Annotated in this window: 13 protein-coding genes; 5 read left to right on the forward strand and 8 right to left on the reverse strand. The window is 35.9% G+C overall.

Annotated elements, in window-relative coordinates:
• Positions 1-4 precede the first annotated feature (4 nt).
• On the forward strand, positions 5-520 hold the full coding sequence (locus RYH73_RS03630) for a gamma carbonic anhydrase family protein (RefSeq protein WP_335311902.1): 516 nt from the start codon (positions 5-7) through the stop codon (positions 518-520).
• On the opposite strand, the gene RYH73_RS03635 is transcribed toward RYH73_RS03630, so the two are convergent.
• The 5 genes from RYH73_RS03635 to dusB form a co-directional block, all read right to left on the reverse strand.
• Positions 498-2204: an Ig-like domain-containing protein gene (locus tag RYH73_RS03635; RefSeq protein ID WP_335311903.1), complete on the reverse strand. Its 1707-nt coding sequence runs from the start codon at positions 2202-2204 to the stop codon at positions 498-500. The genes RYH73_RS03630 and RYH73_RS03635 overlap by 23 nt on opposite strands.
• Positions 2205-2282: 78 nt before the next feature.
• Entirely contained in the window at positions 2283-4142 is a 1860-nt protein-coding gene (gene mnmG / locus RYH73_RS03640; protein ID WP_335311904.1) for a tRNA uridine-5-carboxymethylaminomethyl(34) synthesis enzyme MnmG, read from the reverse strand.
• 50 nt (positions 4143-4192) lie between these two features.
• Complete coding sequence (locus RYH73_RS03645) at positions 4193-6043, reverse strand: ABC-F family ATP-binding cassette domain-containing protein (protein WP_335311905.1); 1851 nt, start codon at positions 6041-6043, stop codon at positions 4193-4195.
• Positions 6044-6243: 200 nt separating this feature from the next.
• The gene (gene apaG, locus RYH73_RS03650; RefSeq protein WP_335311906.1) at positions 6244-6630 is read right to left on the reverse strand and encodes a Co2+/Mg2+ efflux protein ApaG; all 387 of its coding nucleotides are present in this window, start codon (positions 6628-6630) and stop codon (positions 6244-6246) included.
• Between the two features lie 73 nt (positions 6631-6703).
• Complete coding sequence (dusB, locus tag RYH73_RS03655) at positions 6704-7702, reverse strand: tRNA dihydrouridine synthase DusB (RefSeq protein ID WP_335311907.1); 999 nt, start codon at positions 7700-7702, stop codon at positions 6704-6706.
• A 30-nt stretch (positions 7703-7732) separates the two neighbouring features.
• Between dusB and RYH73_RS03660 the strand changes: the two genes are divergently transcribed.
• Together RYH73_RS03660 and RYH73_RS03665 are read left to right on the forward strand one after the other, a co-directional pair.
• On the forward strand, positions 7733-8668 hold the full coding sequence (locus tag RYH73_RS03660) for a CPBP family intramembrane glutamic endopeptidase (protein WP_335311908.1): 936 nt from the start codon (positions 7733-7735) through the stop codon (positions 8666-8668).
• Positions 8669-8683: 15 nt separating this feature from the next.
• Complete coding sequence (locus RYH73_RS03665; protein WP_335311909.1) at positions 8684-9484, forward strand: phosphatidate cytidylyltransferase; 801 nt, start codon at positions 8684-8686, stop codon at positions 9482-9484.
• 60 nt (positions 9485-9544) lie between these two features.
• Here RYH73_RS03665 and hisS read toward each other — a convergent pair whose 3' ends face one another.
• A complete protein-coding gene (gene hisS, locus RYH73_RS03670) occupies positions 9545-10933 on the reverse strand; it encodes a histidine--tRNA ligase (protein ID WP_335311910.1) in 1389 nt (462 codons plus the stop codon).
• A gap of 130 nt (positions 10934-11063) precedes the next feature.
• Here hisS and RYH73_RS03675 point away from each other — a divergent pair, with 130 nt between their 5' ends.
• Together RYH73_RS03675 and RYH73_RS03680 are read left to right on the forward strand one after the other, a co-directional pair.
• Positions 11064-11576 (forward strand): DUF2911 domain-containing protein, encoded by a 513-nt coding sequence (locus tag RYH73_RS03675; RefSeq protein WP_335311911.1) that lies wholly within the window; start codon positions 11064-11066, stop codon positions 11574-11576.
• Between the two features lie 489 nt (positions 11577-12065).
• Positions 12066-12539 (forward strand): Lrp/AsnC ligand binding domain-containing protein, encoded by a 474-nt coding sequence (locus RYH73_RS03680; protein WP_335311912.1) that lies wholly within the window; start codon positions 12066-12068, stop codon positions 12537-12539.
• A 250-nt stretch (positions 12540-12789) separates the two neighbouring features.
• Here the strand turns inward: RYH73_RS03680 and RYH73_RS03685 are convergent, their stop codons facing one another.
• On the reverse strand, positions 12790-13773 hold the full coding sequence (locus RYH73_RS03685) for a pyruvate dehydrogenase complex E1 component subunit beta (protein ID WP_335311913.1): 984 nt from the start codon (positions 13771-13773) through the stop codon (positions 12790-12792).
• An 88-nt stretch (positions 13774-13861) separates the two neighbouring features.
• Complete coding sequence (locus tag RYH73_RS03690) at positions 13862-16774, reverse strand: PD-(D/E)XK nuclease family protein (RefSeq protein WP_335311914.1); 2913 nt, start codon at positions 16772-16774, stop codon at positions 13862-13864.
• Between the last annotated feature and the right edge of the window lie 10 nt (positions 16775-16784).

The following is a 16784-nucleotide window of genomic DNA, read 5'->3' on the forward strand; positions in this document are numbered from 1 at the left end:
TGATATGGCGTTGATAAGAGCTGTTTTAAATAAAGAGCCACGGATTGAAGAGAATACCTTTGTGGCGGAGAATGCGACTATTGTGGGGGATGTAACTATTGGAAAACATTGTTCTATTTGGTTTAATGCGGTTGTAAGGGGTGATGTAAATTACATACGTATAGGATCTTATTCGAATATACAAGATGGAGTGGTAATCCATGGTACGTATTTAAGAAATGGAACTGATATAGGTAATTATGTAAACGTTGGACATAATGCTTTAATTCACGGTTGTACTTTGAAAGACCATTGTCTTGTTGGTATGGGGGCAATTGTGATGGATCGGGCGGTTGTTGAAGAGTATGTAATTATAGCCGCAGGGGCTGTTGTTTTAGAAAATACAATTTGTGAGAGTGGATTTTTATATGCTGGTGTACCTGCAAAGAAAATTAAGCCGCTGACACATGAACAGCGGACATTATTAGATAATTTACCTAACAATTACGTATTATATGCTAGTTGGTTTGAGGTGGATTAATCGCTGCTGTTTTATTTTCCTCAGGTATATCGATAACTTCTTCCTGTTCCCAATTAGGTCGAACTGTAATTGGTTTACTATGGTACCACACTTTCTCAGGTTGGATACGCTTTTCAACATCGGCAGGATCCCATTTATTATTCCGATTTTTATCGTAGACAATTCGGATGAGGTATTTTCCACCAGGAAATTGTTTGAAGACGAGGCGATCGGACTTGGTAATAGGGGTTGAAAGGAATATAGTCTCTTTCTTTTCGTTTGTTATTTGCACAAGATATTGATTTCCAATAGTATCTGGTACGTTTAATTTTAAAATAACGTCTCCGAAGTTTTCGGTTTCGTCTAGCGTAAAGCTTCGTTTTACAGCCTTTGACTTTTCATCAAAATAGCCTTGAAAAGCATTTTCTTTGAAATCCAGTTGATAGTTACGTTTGGGACGCCAATTGTATCGTATTATGTAAGATCTGTTACTACTTGTGTCTTTTATAAGCTGAAAATTAGGGCGGGAAACTGAATCCTCCGTAAGTATAATATTTTGTCTGTCAAATGATTTTATTGGTCCTGTACTATTTAAAATGATATGTTTTATTTTATTAACCTTTTGGTTATTTAGGTTATCGGTAATGATGAGATCACGGTCATATTTTTCATTTTTACTTCTACGAATCGTTGTAGAATCCAGTATCCTATTATCTTCTAGAATACGTACTTTCAATGAGTCGAAATTCAAGTCGGTTAGCCACATTGATGCACTGTCTCTTGCCATACTATAGTTGACGATTTTGTCTTCGTTCAGTTCGTTCGGGACAACCACTTCTATTTCAGGTTTAGCTACTGGCCTATTAAAAACAAAATTAATGGTGCCATTTTTTTCAATTTTACGGTCGAGCAGTCGGAAATCAGTTGGAATTGGTTTTGATATAGCCAATTTAATGTTGCTAGTATCTTTGTTCAATAAGAAAGAATCAGTTAGAAAGCCAATTTCTTCGTCTGTACCATTGAAAATACGATCGTTGTTTTTTTCCTTTAGGGCATAAATACGATAGGTATCTTCTTTTAAGTTATGAATTTTAAAGTTGCCACTGGAATCCGTCAATGTGAAGATATTTGCCTTTCTTTTACCAAAGATTGAATCTTGCCTAGTTGGGATAAGCATGACGGTTATTTCTTTTTCTTTTTCTAGGGTAAGTGCATTGGTAACATTACCGGATATATTTAGTGAATCTATTTGATCACCGGTTGCAAAAACATAGCTATAATTAAGCAAGGGATTTCCCTCATTATAATCGCCTAAGGCCTTACCAAAATTAATGGTATAGGTGGTTTTTTCTTCAAGTGTATCGGGTAAGGTAATAACCAACGATTTCTTTTTTATTTTGTAGATAGGAATTCTATCCATATCCGGTGTTACGCTAATTTCTTTAAGTTCATTTTGAAGCTTTACAAATTCATCGAATTCGATGATAATTTCTTTGGATTTGAAATTTCTACTTAAGTTAATAGGTGTTTCTTTTAGTACTTTAGGTGGGATGCTATCTTTCGGCCCTCCCATAGGTTGCTGAATGCTGGCACAATGTGTATTAAATAAAAAAAGAGTCAGAAAAAGACCTAAAATTGCATGATTTGTATTTAAGCCTATTTTTAAGCTCTTTAAGAGACTTTTTATTTTTTTGGAGGTCAGCATCGTTTTTGAAAAGATAATGTCTCTTATTATGTTATTTACAACTTATTTAAAATATTGATAATCAGTTATTTAAATAAATTAGGACATATGAACCATTAAAACACTTACATCAGCAGGAGAAACACCTGAAATTCTAGATGCTTGGCCTAAAGTTCTTGGTTTTATTTTTATTAATTTTTCTCTTGCTTCTTTTGATAGTGATATTAACTTGTTGTAATCGAAATCAGGGTTAATCTCCTTATCTTCCATCTTTTTCATCTTATTTATTATTTCTATTTCCTTATCAAAATAGCTATCATATTTAACTTTTATTTCCGCCTGCTCAATAATTTCTTCAGAAAAATATTGGAGTTTTTCTCTTAAACCACTGTTTGCTTCTGCCAGATTCGATATATTTACTTGCGGTCTAGTGAGGACATTAAACATTTTTATATTTTGGCTGAGCGGACTGGAAGATATTTTTTCCAAAATGGGATTCATTTTGGAAGCTTCGACAGATGTTTTTCTAAGATACTCAACGATTTCGTCCGATTTACTTATTTTTTCTTTCACCTTATCCAATGCTTGATCAGTGGCAAGACCAAGCTGGTGTGCGAGTGGTGTTAATCTGATATCTGCATTATCCTGTCTCAATAGTAAACGATGTTCAGCTCGAGAAGTAAACATTCTATAAGGCTCTTCCGTACCTTTGGTTACTAAGTCATCTATTAGTACACCGATATAGGATTCCGATCGTTTAAGTATAAGCTCATGAAGATCGTTAATTCGTTGATGCGCGTTGATACCGGCAATTAATCCTTGGCTGGCAGCTTCTTCATAACCAGTTGTTCCATTTATTTGTCCGGCAAAAAATAGATTTCTCACTTTTTTTGTTTCGAGTGTTAAATCCAATTGCATAGGCGGAAAATAGTCGTATTCAATGGCATAACCAGGTCTGAACATCTTTGCATTTTCGAAACCGGGAATTTGCCTTAGCGCCTTGAATTGAATATCTTCAGGCAAAGAGGTTGAAAATCCGTTGACGTATATTTCGTTCGTCCGCCAACCTTCCGGTTCTACAAAGATCTGATGCCGATCGCGTTCTGCGAAGCGATTTATTTTATCTTCTATAGAGGGGCAATATCGTGGACCTAGCCCCTTGATACGGCCGGTAAACATAGGAGATTTTTCAAAGCCCTCTTTCAGTGTTTCATGAACGTCACTATTTGTATAGGTTATCCAACAACACCGTTGCTCTTGTGGTAGATCTATTGATTGATAAGAGAATCGACCTCTTTTTTCGTCTCCCCATTGCTCTTCCATTTTTGAATAGTTGAGCGTTCTTCCATCAACACGCGGAGGTGTCCCGGTTTTCATCCTTCCTGATTCGAAACCTAATGAAATGAGTTGTTCGGTTAAACCAGTTGCTGCTTTTTCCCCAGTTCTGCCGCCGCCGAATTTTTTTTCACCGATATGTATAATACCATTAAGAAAGGTTCCATTGGTTAATACAACAGCATCAGCTTCTATACGTATTCCCAACGAAGTTATCACACCTTTTACCTTTTCTTGCTTTACGATAATTTCTTTCACTGTATCTTGCCAGAAATCTACATTGGGAATTGCTTCTAACTGTAAACGCCATTCTTCAGCGAAACGCATTCTATCGTTTTGAGATCTTGGGCTCCACATCGCTGGACCTTTCGATAAATTTAACATTCTGAATTGAATGGTTGTTTTATCTGCAATAAGACCGGAATACCCACCTAAAGCGTCAATTTCTCTTACTATTTGGCCTTTAGCTACACCACCCATAGCGGGATTGCAGCTCATTTGCGCAATCGTACCCATATTCATAGTGATAAGGAGTACTTTCGATCCTAAATTTGCTGCTGCTGCTGCTGCTTCGCATCCCGCGTGGCCGGCTCCTACGACGATTATATTATATTTTGAAAACATGGCTTTATATGTTTCACGTGAAACCTTATCTGAAGTTTCACGTGAAACGTTTATATTAATTCTCCTAATTCTAACCAACGAATACTTTTTTCTTCCAAATGATTGTTTAGTGTTTCTATTTCATTCGCTAGGTCGGTCAGTAAATGATGATCGGTAGTTTTAAGTATTTCGTCTGTTTTATTTTTTATTTTTAATTCGATGTCTGCTATCTCTTCTTCTAACGTTTCAAATTCTCTTTTCTCTTTGAAGGAGAGTTTATTTTTTTCTGTTTTTGTAGTAGTTGTAATAGCTGTTTTTGTTTCTTCTTTTTTAACTTTTTGACTTATATTTTCTTGTTTGAAGTCTGAATAATTTCCATTATAGATTTTAATAGGCTGCCCTTGTTGAAAAATAAATAGCTGATCTGTCAGTTTATCGAGAAGAAAGCGATCGTGAGAAACAAGAATGAGAACACCCGTGTAATTTTCTAAAAAATTTTCTAAGACATTTAATGTATCGATGTCTAAATCGTTGGTAGGTTCATCTAATATTAAAAAATTTGGATTCTTAATAAGAATACGCATTAATTGTAAGCGCTTTTTCTCTCCCCCACTTAAAGTTTCAACTAAACTATATTGTTTTTCAGGTGCGAAAAGGAAATGTGTTAGTAATTGAGAAGCAGTAATTGTTTCCCCTTTACTGGTGGTTATGTATTCAGCTACCTCTTTTACCACATCTATAACACGTTGGGTTCCGGTAAAATCAAGTCCTCCTTGTTTGTAGTAGCCATAAATTGTGGTGTCACCTTTTATTATTTCCCCCTTGTCAGGTAGTTCCTCCGTAGTTATCAAGTTTAAAAAAGTCGATTTGCCACTGCCGTTCTTTCCTGCTAGACCGATTCGGTCGCCTTTTTTGAACGTGTAAGAAAAATCATGTATAATGTCGTTTTTTCCAAAAGCCTTGTAAACATGATGAAGTTCTAATATTTTATTACCTTGCCTACTAAGTTTAACATCTAGTTGAAGCGTATTTTTCTTTTCTCCGCTTTTCGTCTTTTCTTCCAAATCGTAGAAAGCGTCAATTCTTGCTTTTGACTTAGTACCGCGAGCTTGTGGCTGACGTCGCATCCATTCAAGTTCTTTTCTTAATAGATTTTTGTTTTTTTCTAAGATTGAGGAATCAGCCAGTTCACGTTCGGCTTTCTTTTCAAGAAAGTATTCATATTTACCTTTGTAGCTGTAAAGATTACTTTGATGAAGTTCTTTTATTTCTGTACAAATATTATCAAGAAAATAACGGTCGTGTGTAACAAAGATAATGGTTTTCTGTCCTGTTGTTAATAGGTTTTCCAACCATTCTATCGTTTCAATATCCAGGTGGTTGGTAGGCTCGTCTAAAATATAAACATCAGGCTCATCTATTAATAACTTGGCAAGCGATAGTCTTTTTTTCTGGCCACCCGAAAGATTGTTGATAGACTGATTTAAATCTGTTATACCTAGTTTATTTAGAATAATCTTCAGATTGTTTTCAAAATTCCAAGCATCTTTTATCGTAAGTATCTCTACCAACTCTTGAATACGCGCGTTATCGGCCTGCTCTAGTTGAACGAGTTGATCATATTCTTTTATAAGTTGCTGAACGTCATTGTCTATACTATAAATAAAATCAGATACAAGGGACATATTTTCAAAAGTAGGTTCTTGCTCCAGGTATCCCACTCTTAATTCTTTTGTTTTTACTACATTCCCTTTAAAAGGTTTGATTTTTTCGCCGAGAATTTTTAAAAGTGTGGATTTTCCTGTCCCATTAATTCCCACAAGTGCCACCCTGTCCCCTTTCTGTAATCCAAAGGTCAGATCCTTAAATAACCAACGTTCACTAAACGAATGGCTTACGCGCTCGATTGATAATATGCTCAAATTATAGACCTTTTTATGTATCTTAAATATATATAAACACTTGTTTTATAAGCTTTTATGTTATTTTATTTTTTTGGTAGTAACGTGTTACCAGCATTAAAGTATATGTACCAACCTTTTGGTTAATAATCCCGGGAGCAGTTTAATCTCGAACGGCAAAATTACGCAATATTCGTTAAAAGAAGGATTTTTGTGGTCTGCTAGTTGAGCTTGTGATCAGGAATCAAATGAAATTTTGGAATAATCACGTCAAATATGACACCGTCAAATTCCCTTAACATCTGATAGCTTCCCTGCATACTTCCCATGTCGCTTTTTAAATTGCATCCTGACACATATTCATAGCACTCACCTGGAGTAATGAGTGGTTGCTGACCAATTACTCCTTCACCTTCTACTTCCCTATGTGTTCCATTTGAGTCGAATATAAACCAATGTCTTCTTAATAGTTGAACATTATAACTGCTCATGTTTTCGATCGTGATCTTATAAGCAAACATAAAATGTTCATTTTCCGGATTTGAATATTCCGGTTGGTATATTGCCTCTACCGAAACTTTAACACCTTCAGTAATTTCAGTAACCATTTTTATTATTTTTGAGGCAATATAGGAAATGAAGAATTAAAATAGAAATACTCAGTTATCAAATTTTGCTCATTTATTCTGCAAGTGTGTTAGAAAACTGAAAGGCTATTTCGTCTAAGACTTCATGTATATCTGCCACTTTATCGAGACTTACCAATTTCATTCGATATTCTTTAAAATTTGGTATGCTTTTGAAATAATTGGCATAATGTCTTCTCATTTCAAATATACCTGTTTTTTCCCCCTTCCATTCGATCGATTTTATAAAATGAGTTTTACATACATTAACGCGTTCATTTATATTAGGACCATCCAAAAAGGTACCCGTTTCAAAGAAATGTTTAATTTCCCTAAATATCCAGGGATAGCCTATAGCGGCTCTGCCGATCATAATACCGTCTACTTCGTATTCTAAACGCCATGCAGCGGCCTTTTCTACACTGTCTACATCACCATTACCGAAAATTGGGATCTGTATGCGTGGATTTTTTTTAACCTGTTTAATTAAGGTCCAATCTGCATTTCCTTTGTACATTTGGGATCGCGTTCGGCCATGTATACTAAGTGCTTGTATTCCAATGTCTTGTAGTCGTTCAGCGACTTCATATACATTTTTGGTCTGATCATCCCAGCCAAGCCTTGTTTTTACGGTTACCGGCAAATGTGTTGCATTCACAACTGCCTTGGTCATTGCTACCATTTTGTCTATATCCTGTAATAGACTGGCTCCGGCTCCTCTGCAAGCAACATTTTTAACTGGACAGCCGTAATTAATATCGATTAGATCGGGTTTAGCTAAAGTTGCTATTTCTGTTGCTTCTTCCATACTTTTGATATCACTACCAAAAATTTGTATGCCTATGGGACGTTCGTATTCAAAAACATCAAGCTTTTGTTTACTTTTTGCTGCATGTCTGATAAGACCTTCGGAAGAGATAAATTCGGTGTACATCATATCCACTCCATTTTGTTTACATACGTATCTAAATGGAGGATCGCTCACATCTTCCATTGGCGCAAGCAGCAATGGAAAAGTTCCTAAATCAATATTATTTCCAATCTTGATAGACATTACCTATATTCAACCCAATTATTAAATAATTTGCAAAAATATAAAAAATTGAACGCTAATCCCTATACTCGTTCTGATAATCATCCAAGTATATCTTTTCTTTACTTACTGATTACGGTATTACTTTCAGCGACGGTCTTTAGCTTAATTGGCTTATTTATAGGTTTTTTACTTTTTGGTAGCGATATTTTGCAGCTAGGAGCGCAAAGGTTTATCGGATTAACGGAAGACGAGCTAAATTTCATTAGCTTATCACAGATTTTTTCGGCAGTGGGTACTTTCGTGGTACCAGCCTTACTCTTAAATAGAATAGAGAGAAATAAAAAAGCATATTTTGACTTAAGCCTTGGATCAGATGTGAAGCATTATGCTTTGATTTTCCTCTTAATGCTTATGTTTACGCCCTTTTTTGAAATAACTATTCTGTTAAATGAACGGATGCATTTTCCCGATTTTATGAAGAGTGTTGAACATTGGATGCGTGAAAAGGAAGATGAAACAGGTGCGTTAACCAACGCACTTCTATCTCGTGACTCTGTTGCCGGATTAATAATCAACATATTTATGATCGGCATTTTGGCGGCAGTTGGAGAGGAACTTCTGTTTAGAGGTTGTTTACAAAATATATTCATCAAGTGGATTGGAAAGCCGCATATAGCAATTTGGTTAACGGCGGCTATCTTTAGTGCCATTCATATTCAATTTTATGGTTTTCTTCCAAGAATGTTAATAGGAGCATTATGTGGGTATTTATACTTTTGGGGGCGAAGCATTTGGCTAGCTATTACCGCTCATTTTATTAATAATGTATCGGCTATTTTAATAGCATTTTATCTTGTAAAATCAAATAAACCTTTGGATTCGTTGTCATTTGATCTTAATCAATGGCCTTGGGCGATTGTCAGTTTATTTGCAGGCCTCTTAATTTTGTATTTTTACAAGCGGGGTACAGAAAAAGTTAACTAGGCATCTTATATTATCATGAAAACGCGCGCAATAACTGGTTTTTTCTTTGTTTTGGTCATGTTAGCATCTGTACTTTCAGGTGCTTATGCTTTTAGTATCTTTTTTATTGTTTTGTCATTATTCAGTTTAACCGAATTTTACGGGTTGATTGGTAGAGAAAAAGCAAGGCCTGACCGTATGGGTGGAATATTGCTGGGGGGGGCCATATTTTTAGCGTTTGCTGCTTTTAATTTACATTTAGTGCGATCTTTTATTTTATTGCTTCCTATTCCTTTTTTGGCATTTATCTATATTCGGGAATTATATCAAAAGAATGAACAACCTTTTTATAATATTTCATTGACATTCTTAGGAGTGATCTATGCGGTTGTTCCCTTTGTGTTTTTTTTCAATTTGGGATTTTTAGGGGGAGATTATCAGTATTATCTACCAATGTCATTCTTATTTATGCTTTGGGCCAATGATACCGGGGCTTATCTGGTGGGTATGAAGCTTGGCAAAACAAAACTATTTGAAAGGCATTCACCAAAAAAGACATGGGAAGGTTTTATTGGAGGTGTGCTCTTGAGTATAGTCGTTGGTCTCATTTTACATCAATATTATCCGAATCTAAGCGGCTGGAAATGGTGTACAATTGCGGTTATTATCTCGGTATTTGGAACATGGGGTGATTTAACTGAATCAATGTTGAAGCGTAGTTTTCAGGTGAAGGATTCCGGAAGCTTGTTGCCGGGTCATGGTGGGTTATTGGACCGGTTTGATGGACTATTGTTGGCAGCTCCTTTGGTTTATTGCTTTTTAAGGTGGGTCGCTTAGAACAACAAAATAAGCTCACCTTCAATAGGTGAGCCTATTCTAAATGAAATAGGTGGTGATTTAATCCTGATCTTTACTTATAAGATAGTTGATCAGCGCGTCTGCCGTCAATTTTTGCTGCTCACCACTACTCATGTTTTTTAGCGTTAGGAGGCCCGAAGAAACCTCTTCCGCTCCCAATAATATAACATATGGAATTTTTTTCTGATCAGCATAACTTAATTGTTTTTTAAGCTTTACACTAGCAGGGTAAAATTCGGAAGCAATGTTATTTTTTCTTAGATTTTGAAGTAAAGCCAATGAAAAGTCTTCGGTAGATCTGTCAAAATTGGTTAATAATACCTGTGTAGTTTCCATAGCGCTATCCGGAAACAAAGCAAGCTCCAGAAGTACATCATAAATACGGTCGGCTCCAAAGGAGATGCCCACACCGGTAAGTCCTTTTATACCAAACATACCCGTCAAATCATCGTATCTACCACCCCCACCGATACTACCCATGGCAACCTCGTTGGTTTTAACTTCAAATATACTACCTGTATAGTAATTTAATCCCCTTGCCAAGGTAATATCAACTTCCACATACTGAAGTGTGTCAGTATCTAATTTTTGCACATAGGCTAAAACGGTTTGAATTTCTTCGATTCCCTTTTGTCCCGTTTCTGAATCTTTCAATACCTCCTTTAAGGTATCCAATTTATCAACGTTATTCCCTGACAAAGCAATAATAGGATCTAATTTTTCAAGTTCTTCAGATGAAAATCCTTTATCAACTAACTCTTGCTTTACGCCGTTTAATCCGATTTTATCCAATTTGTCGATAGCGACAGTCATATCGATCAATAATTGAGGCTTTCCTATAACATCTGCAATACCCGCTAGTAACTTTCGATTATTTAGTTTGATTGAAAAGTCTTTTAGCCCCAGATTAGATAAGGCTTCTTTATATACAAGGATGAATTCTGCTTCATTTAATAGACTTTCAGAGCCAACCACATCTACATCACACTGATAAAACTCACGATATCTACCTTTTTGAGGGCGATCAGCACGCCAAACAGGTTGGATTTGAAAACGTTTAAAAGGCAAGGTTATCTCATTTTGATGCATAACAACATATCTGGCGAACGGGACAGTTAGATCATAGCGTAAAGCTTTCTCAGTAAGCAGCGGTGTAATTGAATTGGAATTTAATGTTCCGTATTTTTCAGGACTTATTTTGGCAATAAAATCTCCGGAGTTGAGAATCTTAAATATAAGTTTATCCCCTTCATCTCCATACTTACCTGTTAATGTTTGCAGATTTTCAAATGAGGGTGTTTGAATTTCTTGATATCCATACTTTTTAAATACAGCCTTTATTGTATTGAAAATATAATTTCTTCGCTCCATTTCAAGAGGAGAAAAATCCCGAGTACCTTTTGCTAAAGACGGTTTGATTTGTGCCATGGCACAAACTTAGATAAAATTTTATTCAGTTAAGATTGCATAAAGGTATTAAGAAAAAGAAAATGGAGGATGACTTGAAACAAAGGTTTTAAATAAATGTTTTTTAAAAATAGAACTTATCCATTAAATCATGAAAAGAAAGCTAGTTTTAGGAGCCTTAATGTTATTCATGGCTCTAGGAGTTTTTGCGCAGCAAGACAAAAGTAAGCGCGCCAGTCCGCCCGATAGTATCCATGTTACCACAACCTCAGGGCTAACGATTTCAATTAATTACAGCAGACCTTATTTAAAAGGGAGAAAATTAGGCGAAGAGGTTGCGCCAATAGGAAAAGTATGGCGAACAGGCGCAAATGAAGCAACAACGGTCGAACTGAATAAGGATGTTACCATTGAGGGAAAAGCATTGAAGGCAGGAAAATATAGTTTACATAGCATACCCGGTGAGCAGACTTCGACCATTATCTTTAATAAAGTGTGGAAAAAGTCGGGTTTAGATTATGATGAAAAAGAAGATGTACTTCGTGTTGATGTACCAACGGAGCAGAATAGTCAATCAGTAGAACAATTCACCATATCCGTTTCGAAGGACGGGAGAATCGAGTTAGCGTGGGGAAATTATAAAATGGGTTTTACAGTAAAATAGGCTGTTAATTAATAAAAGCGGCTCCTTTGAAATGAATTATATCCAGTCATTTCAAGGGGGCTATTTTTTTGTGGGTGAAGTGTATTTATGCAGCGTTTTTTAAATTATAAACAGAAGTATTGCTAAATAAAAGCTTAGAAAGTTTCTCGAATGAGAAAAAAACTCGTTATTTTTGACAAAATTTTTAAAATATAGGCATTCGGTTAAAAAATATATATTTGGTATGGTGATATTTCGGGATAGGATGTTATTTTTTAAAAAAAGAAGAAGCTCCTTTGGGAGAGGAGCTTCAACGCTAACCAATTATAAACCTATATTAAACTGAGGGGCAAAGTCGGACAAAAGAAGAATAGATTGTCAATAAATATTCTCTTCTGTTGATACAAACATAATAAATCTTCATAATATTTACCATTTTTTTAATAAAATTTTTAATTTTTATAAATATTTAAAAAAATACTCGTAATAATTTATAAATAATCAAAAATCATGGAAAAAAAGTCCCAATTTTTAGAACTTGATAACTTAGACACGCAAATTTTATCTATTTTAATGAACGATGCGTCGGTTCCATATACAGAAATTGCAAAAAAACTCGTTGTTTCTGGCGGAACTATCCATGTTCGCATGAAAAAAATGGAAGAACTTGGTATTATTAGAGGTTCTAACCTAATTATTAACCCTCAATCTATTGGATTTGATATATGTGCCTTTCTAGGCATCTATTTAGAGAAGGGATCTCAATATAAAACAGCTGTTGAGCAATTAAGAGAGGTAAAAGAAGTGGTAGAATTGCATTATTGTACTGGCCAATATAGCATGTTTGCAAAAATTATATGTAGGGATACCAATCATTTACGTCATGTATTGAATGAAGACATACAAGCGATCAAAGGAATAGCCAGAACAGAGACTATAATATCTCTTGAAGAAAGTATTAAGAGACAAATTTCATTGATTTAGGTTTTTTTATTTGAAAAATAGAGGAAAATGGGATTTTTTTCGTGCCTCTATAAAATATAAGTAGTTTGTTTAATTTAGATATGCAAGCTATAAGCTATATAACTACATAAGATTTTAAGAGCAAGCGTTCTATATTAAAATAAGCAGGTAATAAAGCATGGGTCCAGGAGATATTTTAGCAGAACGATGGGTATAAAATAGAAAGCCTGCCATAAATCATGGCAGGCTTTCTATTTTATTTAAACAAAACTTATTTTACGTATGAAACTTCTTTTACAGCAGCCACTATTTTTTTAATGCTAGGTAAGGCAGCTTCTATAAGTGTTGGCGCATAAGGTAGCGGAACATCTGCTGAAGTAACGCGAATAACCGGTGCATCTAAATAATCAAATGCATTTTTTTGAACATTGAATGCTATTTCAGAAGAGATAGAGGCTAATGGCCAAGCTTCTTCTACGATGACAAGTCTGTTTGTTTTTTTAACAGATTCGATAATTGCAGCGTAATCAATAGGGCGAACAGTTCTCAAATCGATTAAATCAACAGAAATACCTTCTTTTGTTAGTTCTTCTACAGCAGGAATGACGACTCTTGGAATCATTTTTCCAAAAGAAACGATGGTTACATCTGTTCCTTCTTGTATCTTGTGGGCTTTTCCAAGTTCTAAATAATATTCCTCTTCAGGGACTTCTCCCTTATCTCCGTACATCACCTCTGATTCCATGAAGATAACAGGATCAGGATCTAGAATGGACTGTTTCAATAAGCCTTTTGCATCGTAGGGATTTGAGGGAACAACAACTTTTAATCCCGGGCAATTTGCATACCAATTTTCGAAATTCTGTGAGTGTTGCGCTGCCAACTGACCTGCATTTCCTGTTGGGCCACGGAATACGATGGGACAAGAATACTGACCACCGCTCATCGAGTGGATTTTAGCTGCGCCGTTGATCACTTGGTCGATAGCTACCAATGAAAAATTAAAGGTCATAAACTCAATGATCGGTTTAAGTCCCTTCATCGCTGCTCCGATACCGATACCAGCAAAGCCCAACTCGGCAATGGGGGTATCGATAATACGCTTAGCTCCGAATTCCTCAAGCATGCCTTGGCTCACTTTGTAGGCACCATTGTATTCAGCAACTTCTTCGCCCATCAAGAAAATTTTCTCGTCTTTGCGCATCTCTTCGACCATTGCTTCGCGAAGTGCTTCTCTGAACTGTATTTCTCTCATTAGATATAAGTAATGTAGTTTAAATCAAATTTTGTACGCAAAAGTACTTTAAAAAACTGAAAATATGAAGTATTTATCGGCTAATTCATTAATATTCGCTTTCATTTTCCGTATCTTGATTTAGGCCTGACTGAAAGAATTCTTGATAGTTGTCATTATAGGGTAAATCGATATTTGCATCATGTTTAAAGGGTATTTTTTTATCAAAAAGATCTTCGAGAGCTTGTTTCAAACGAAATTCAAATGCCTCTTTGAAACTGTCCAAACCAGGGCCCGTTAAGGTAAATTTACTACCTCTTGTTTTTGTATAGAACAAGCTGCCTTCTTGTCGTAGTTTTCTCGCGACATAAAGATTAGGCTCTACTTCGCGCTTCCCGGTTTTCTTTTCATAGATATAGGTATAAAACAGTGTTTGTAAAAGTGCTTTATTGAACTTTCCTGTGCTTGCGTCGAAGAGACTGTCAATATCCGTATAATCCAGCGCATCGTTCCCGGTTTTATAATCTACAATACGCACCTTTCCATCCTTCTCATCCACCCGATCAATAATTCCATAAAGTTTAACAAATGATTCCTCTCCGTTAATAATAATTGGGAAATCAATGACATAGTCTTTTTTGTTCTCTAACTCAATAATTGTAAAAGGAGCTATATTTAGATCATGATAAATGAAAATCTGTGCATATTCTCTAGCAATTTCAAGCACGATTTTCTCCATGCTAGAAGGGGTATTCGTTTCAAAATAGCTTGGATTTCCATAAAAGTCTTTCGCTGTTGCTCTTAGACACAAGTGTTCCAAACGTGCTAATTGATCTTTTATTCGTTGGGCAGTTATATAGGGGCTCGTTTGTTTAAGCTCTTCATAAAACCATTGCATGATTTCATGAATAATAGAACCGACCCTATTTGCTTCAAAATCTTCGCTTAATAATTGAGGTTCTTTTACCTTGGCTATATATTTAAGGAAAAAAAGCAAGGGTGATTGAAGAAAAGTAGTAAATGCAGTGGCAGAAATTCCTGGTTTTGGATCGGCATTAGGTTTAAAATAACGTTCCAGCGTATTCCAAACGGCATTCGACTTACTAATTTCCAAAGCTGGGGGTACTTCGTTTGTCTTAATCGTTTGCTGCTGTTTTAATTGAATGAAAGTGAAATCACTTTCAAATTGAAGTTGTTTTACAAATCGGCTAATTTCACCGGTGCTATTTTCATCAATATGACCATTATAAACAAGCGTAATCTGGTCAGCTCGTTGCATCAATCTATAAAAAAGATAAGCAGAAAGAGCTTCCTGGTTTTCCAACACGGGAAGACCGTGGGCCCGACGGATGGAATCGGGAATAAAAGTGGCCGAAGAACTTGTTTTTGGCAGAATACCCTCATTTACACCCAGAATATAGAGCTCCTTGAAATCAAGGTTTCTGGTTTCAAGCAGACCCATAATTTGTATGCCTGATAAGGGGTCTCCTTCGATTGCTGCTGTAATTCCCTGAAGGGATTTTCTAATTAAGGAAATGGTAAAATTAACACGAAGTGATTGAAGTGTATTTAACGCATCATATAATTGATTAAGAACGCGGAATACCTCCGTGAAGATAGCGGCATCAGGATAGGTCAAAAGCGCTTCTTCTTTTCTGATTTGAAAAATTTCGCGAATAATTTCTTGCAGATGCCTGATCAATTCTTTTCCATTCGTTTGCTTATCAAAGAAAGATGCTTGAGTTACCGCTTGTAACTCAATAAGCGGGACATTAATATAATGATTGGTGTATATAAGTTGTTGTATTTGCTCCTTTACCGAACGAGGTGTATCTATAAGCGGATGCGAAAGAAAGATTTCGATATCTTTATAGTAAACGAACGCTCTTTTTTGTAGTACGTATTGCTCTTGTATTCTTAGCCACAAGTCGACAATTCCATAAATCGGAGATTGCGAAATAGGAAAGCCCATGGATATATTCGTTTCTACCGTAGCAGGAATACTTTGTAAAGCGGGGATCAACAAACGTTCATCCGCAAGCAGAACGGCTGTTAGTCCTTGATTTACATCGCTTGTGTTTTTTTTACCGGCAAGAAAGCTATCTAATAATTTTGCCTGCGCGGTATAGCTTTTCGTTTGGACAATTTTAACAGTTTGTTTACGTGTTTCGAATTGATTGAAGGGAGAACCAAGCGCGTTTTTCAGTTCATGTATTGTTAAGTTTTTTCGGATAAAGTGACCGGTTTCTTGATGGACATCGTCTAGGTAATAACGATCGACGTCAAAGTAAAAAAGGGCTAATTCTTCCTTTTGCCATTTTTTGAATAAGGTTACTTCCGCTTTGTTCAATGCGTTAAAGCCAACGAAAACAAGTTGTTTAAACTGTTTTACATAGGAAGGATTGGACTCCTGCCCTTTAGCAAATGAGCGATAAAATTGCGGAGTGGTGGCTAATCCGCGGGCTTTTAACATTTGATGAAAATCGGTATAAAGAATGGGAAGCGTTTTCCACAGTTCAATAAACCGATCTTGTATGTAGCTTTGTTTTTCACCACTGAAGGTTGACCAGAATTGGCTAATGAATACCAACTGTTCTTCTGAAAAATGAGGAAATTGCTTTTCGATCAAGGCGATATCATATAATTCAGTATATATATCCGTTGGATCAACCAGGTCATAATCTAATTGCGCGAAATCACTTAAGATCGTTTCGGCCATCGGATAAAACCGCTCTATACTGATTGTTTGTCCGCCGCTTTGCTCCTGGATAGCATTGTAACCTTGATAAAGTGTTAAAATTTGTGTTAACTTGTCCGCTTCTTGTTCAAGGAATGCATGCTTAAAAAATTGCTGAATAGTAAAAAAAGACGGACTCCATATCGGTTTCCCGATACGTTCGGCCAGGTATTTTTTCATATAGACTTCCGGACGCTTATTATTGAAGATAATAGCAATATCTTTTAAATCCGAACCGTAACGAGCGATTAAATCATTGGTGACTTCTTTTAAAAAAGGGATCATGGTGAGCGCA

The sequence above is a fragment of the Olivibacter sp. CPCC 100613 genome, assembly GCF_036959255.1.
Classification (GTDB): domain Bacteria; phylum Bacteroidota; class Bacteroidia; order Sphingobacteriales; family Sphingobacteriaceae; genus Olivibacter.

Coding starts and splice junctions, on each gene's coding strand:
- RYH73_RS03680 (WP_335311912.1), top strand. CDS start 12,066: ATGGAAAAAAAGTCCCAATTTTTAGAACTTGATAACTTAGACACGCAA.
- mnmG (WP_335311904.1), bottom strand. CDS start 4,142: ATGTTTTCAAAATATAATATAATCGTCGTAGGAGCCGGCCACGCGGGA.
- RYH73_RS03675 (WP_335311911.1), top strand. CDS start 11,064: ATGAAAAGAAAGCTAGTTTTAGGAGCCTTAATGTTATTCATGGCTCTA.
- RYH73_RS03630 (WP_335311902.1), top strand. CDS start 5: ATGGCGTTGATAAGAGCTGTTTTAAATAAAGAGCCACGGATTGAAGAG.
- RYH73_RS03665 (WP_335311909.1), top strand. CDS start 8,684: ATGAAAACGCGCGCAATAACTGGTTTTTTCTTTGTTTTGGTCATGTTA.
- RYH73_RS03690 (WP_335311914.1), bottom strand. CDS start 16,774: ATGATCCCTTTTTTAAAAGAAGTCACCAATGATTTAATCGCTCGTTAC.
- dusB (WP_335311907.1), bottom strand. CDS start 7,702: ATGTCTATCAAGATTGGAAATAATATTGATTTAGGAACTTTTCCATTG.
- apaG (WP_335311906.1), bottom strand. CDS start 6,630: ATGGTTACTGAAATTACTGAAGGTGTTAAAGTTTCGGTAGAGGCAATA.
- hisS (WP_335311910.1), bottom strand. CDS start 10,933: ATGGCACAAATCAAACCGTCTTTAGCAAAAGGTACTCGGGATTTTTCT.
- RYH73_RS03635 (WP_335311903.1), bottom strand. CDS start 2,204: ATGCTGACCTCCAAAAAAATAAAAAGTCTCTTAAAGAGCTTAAAAATA.
- RYH73_RS03685 (WP_335311913.1), bottom strand. CDS start 13,773: ATGAGAGAAATACAGTTCAGAGAAGCACTTCGCGAAGCAATGGTCGAA.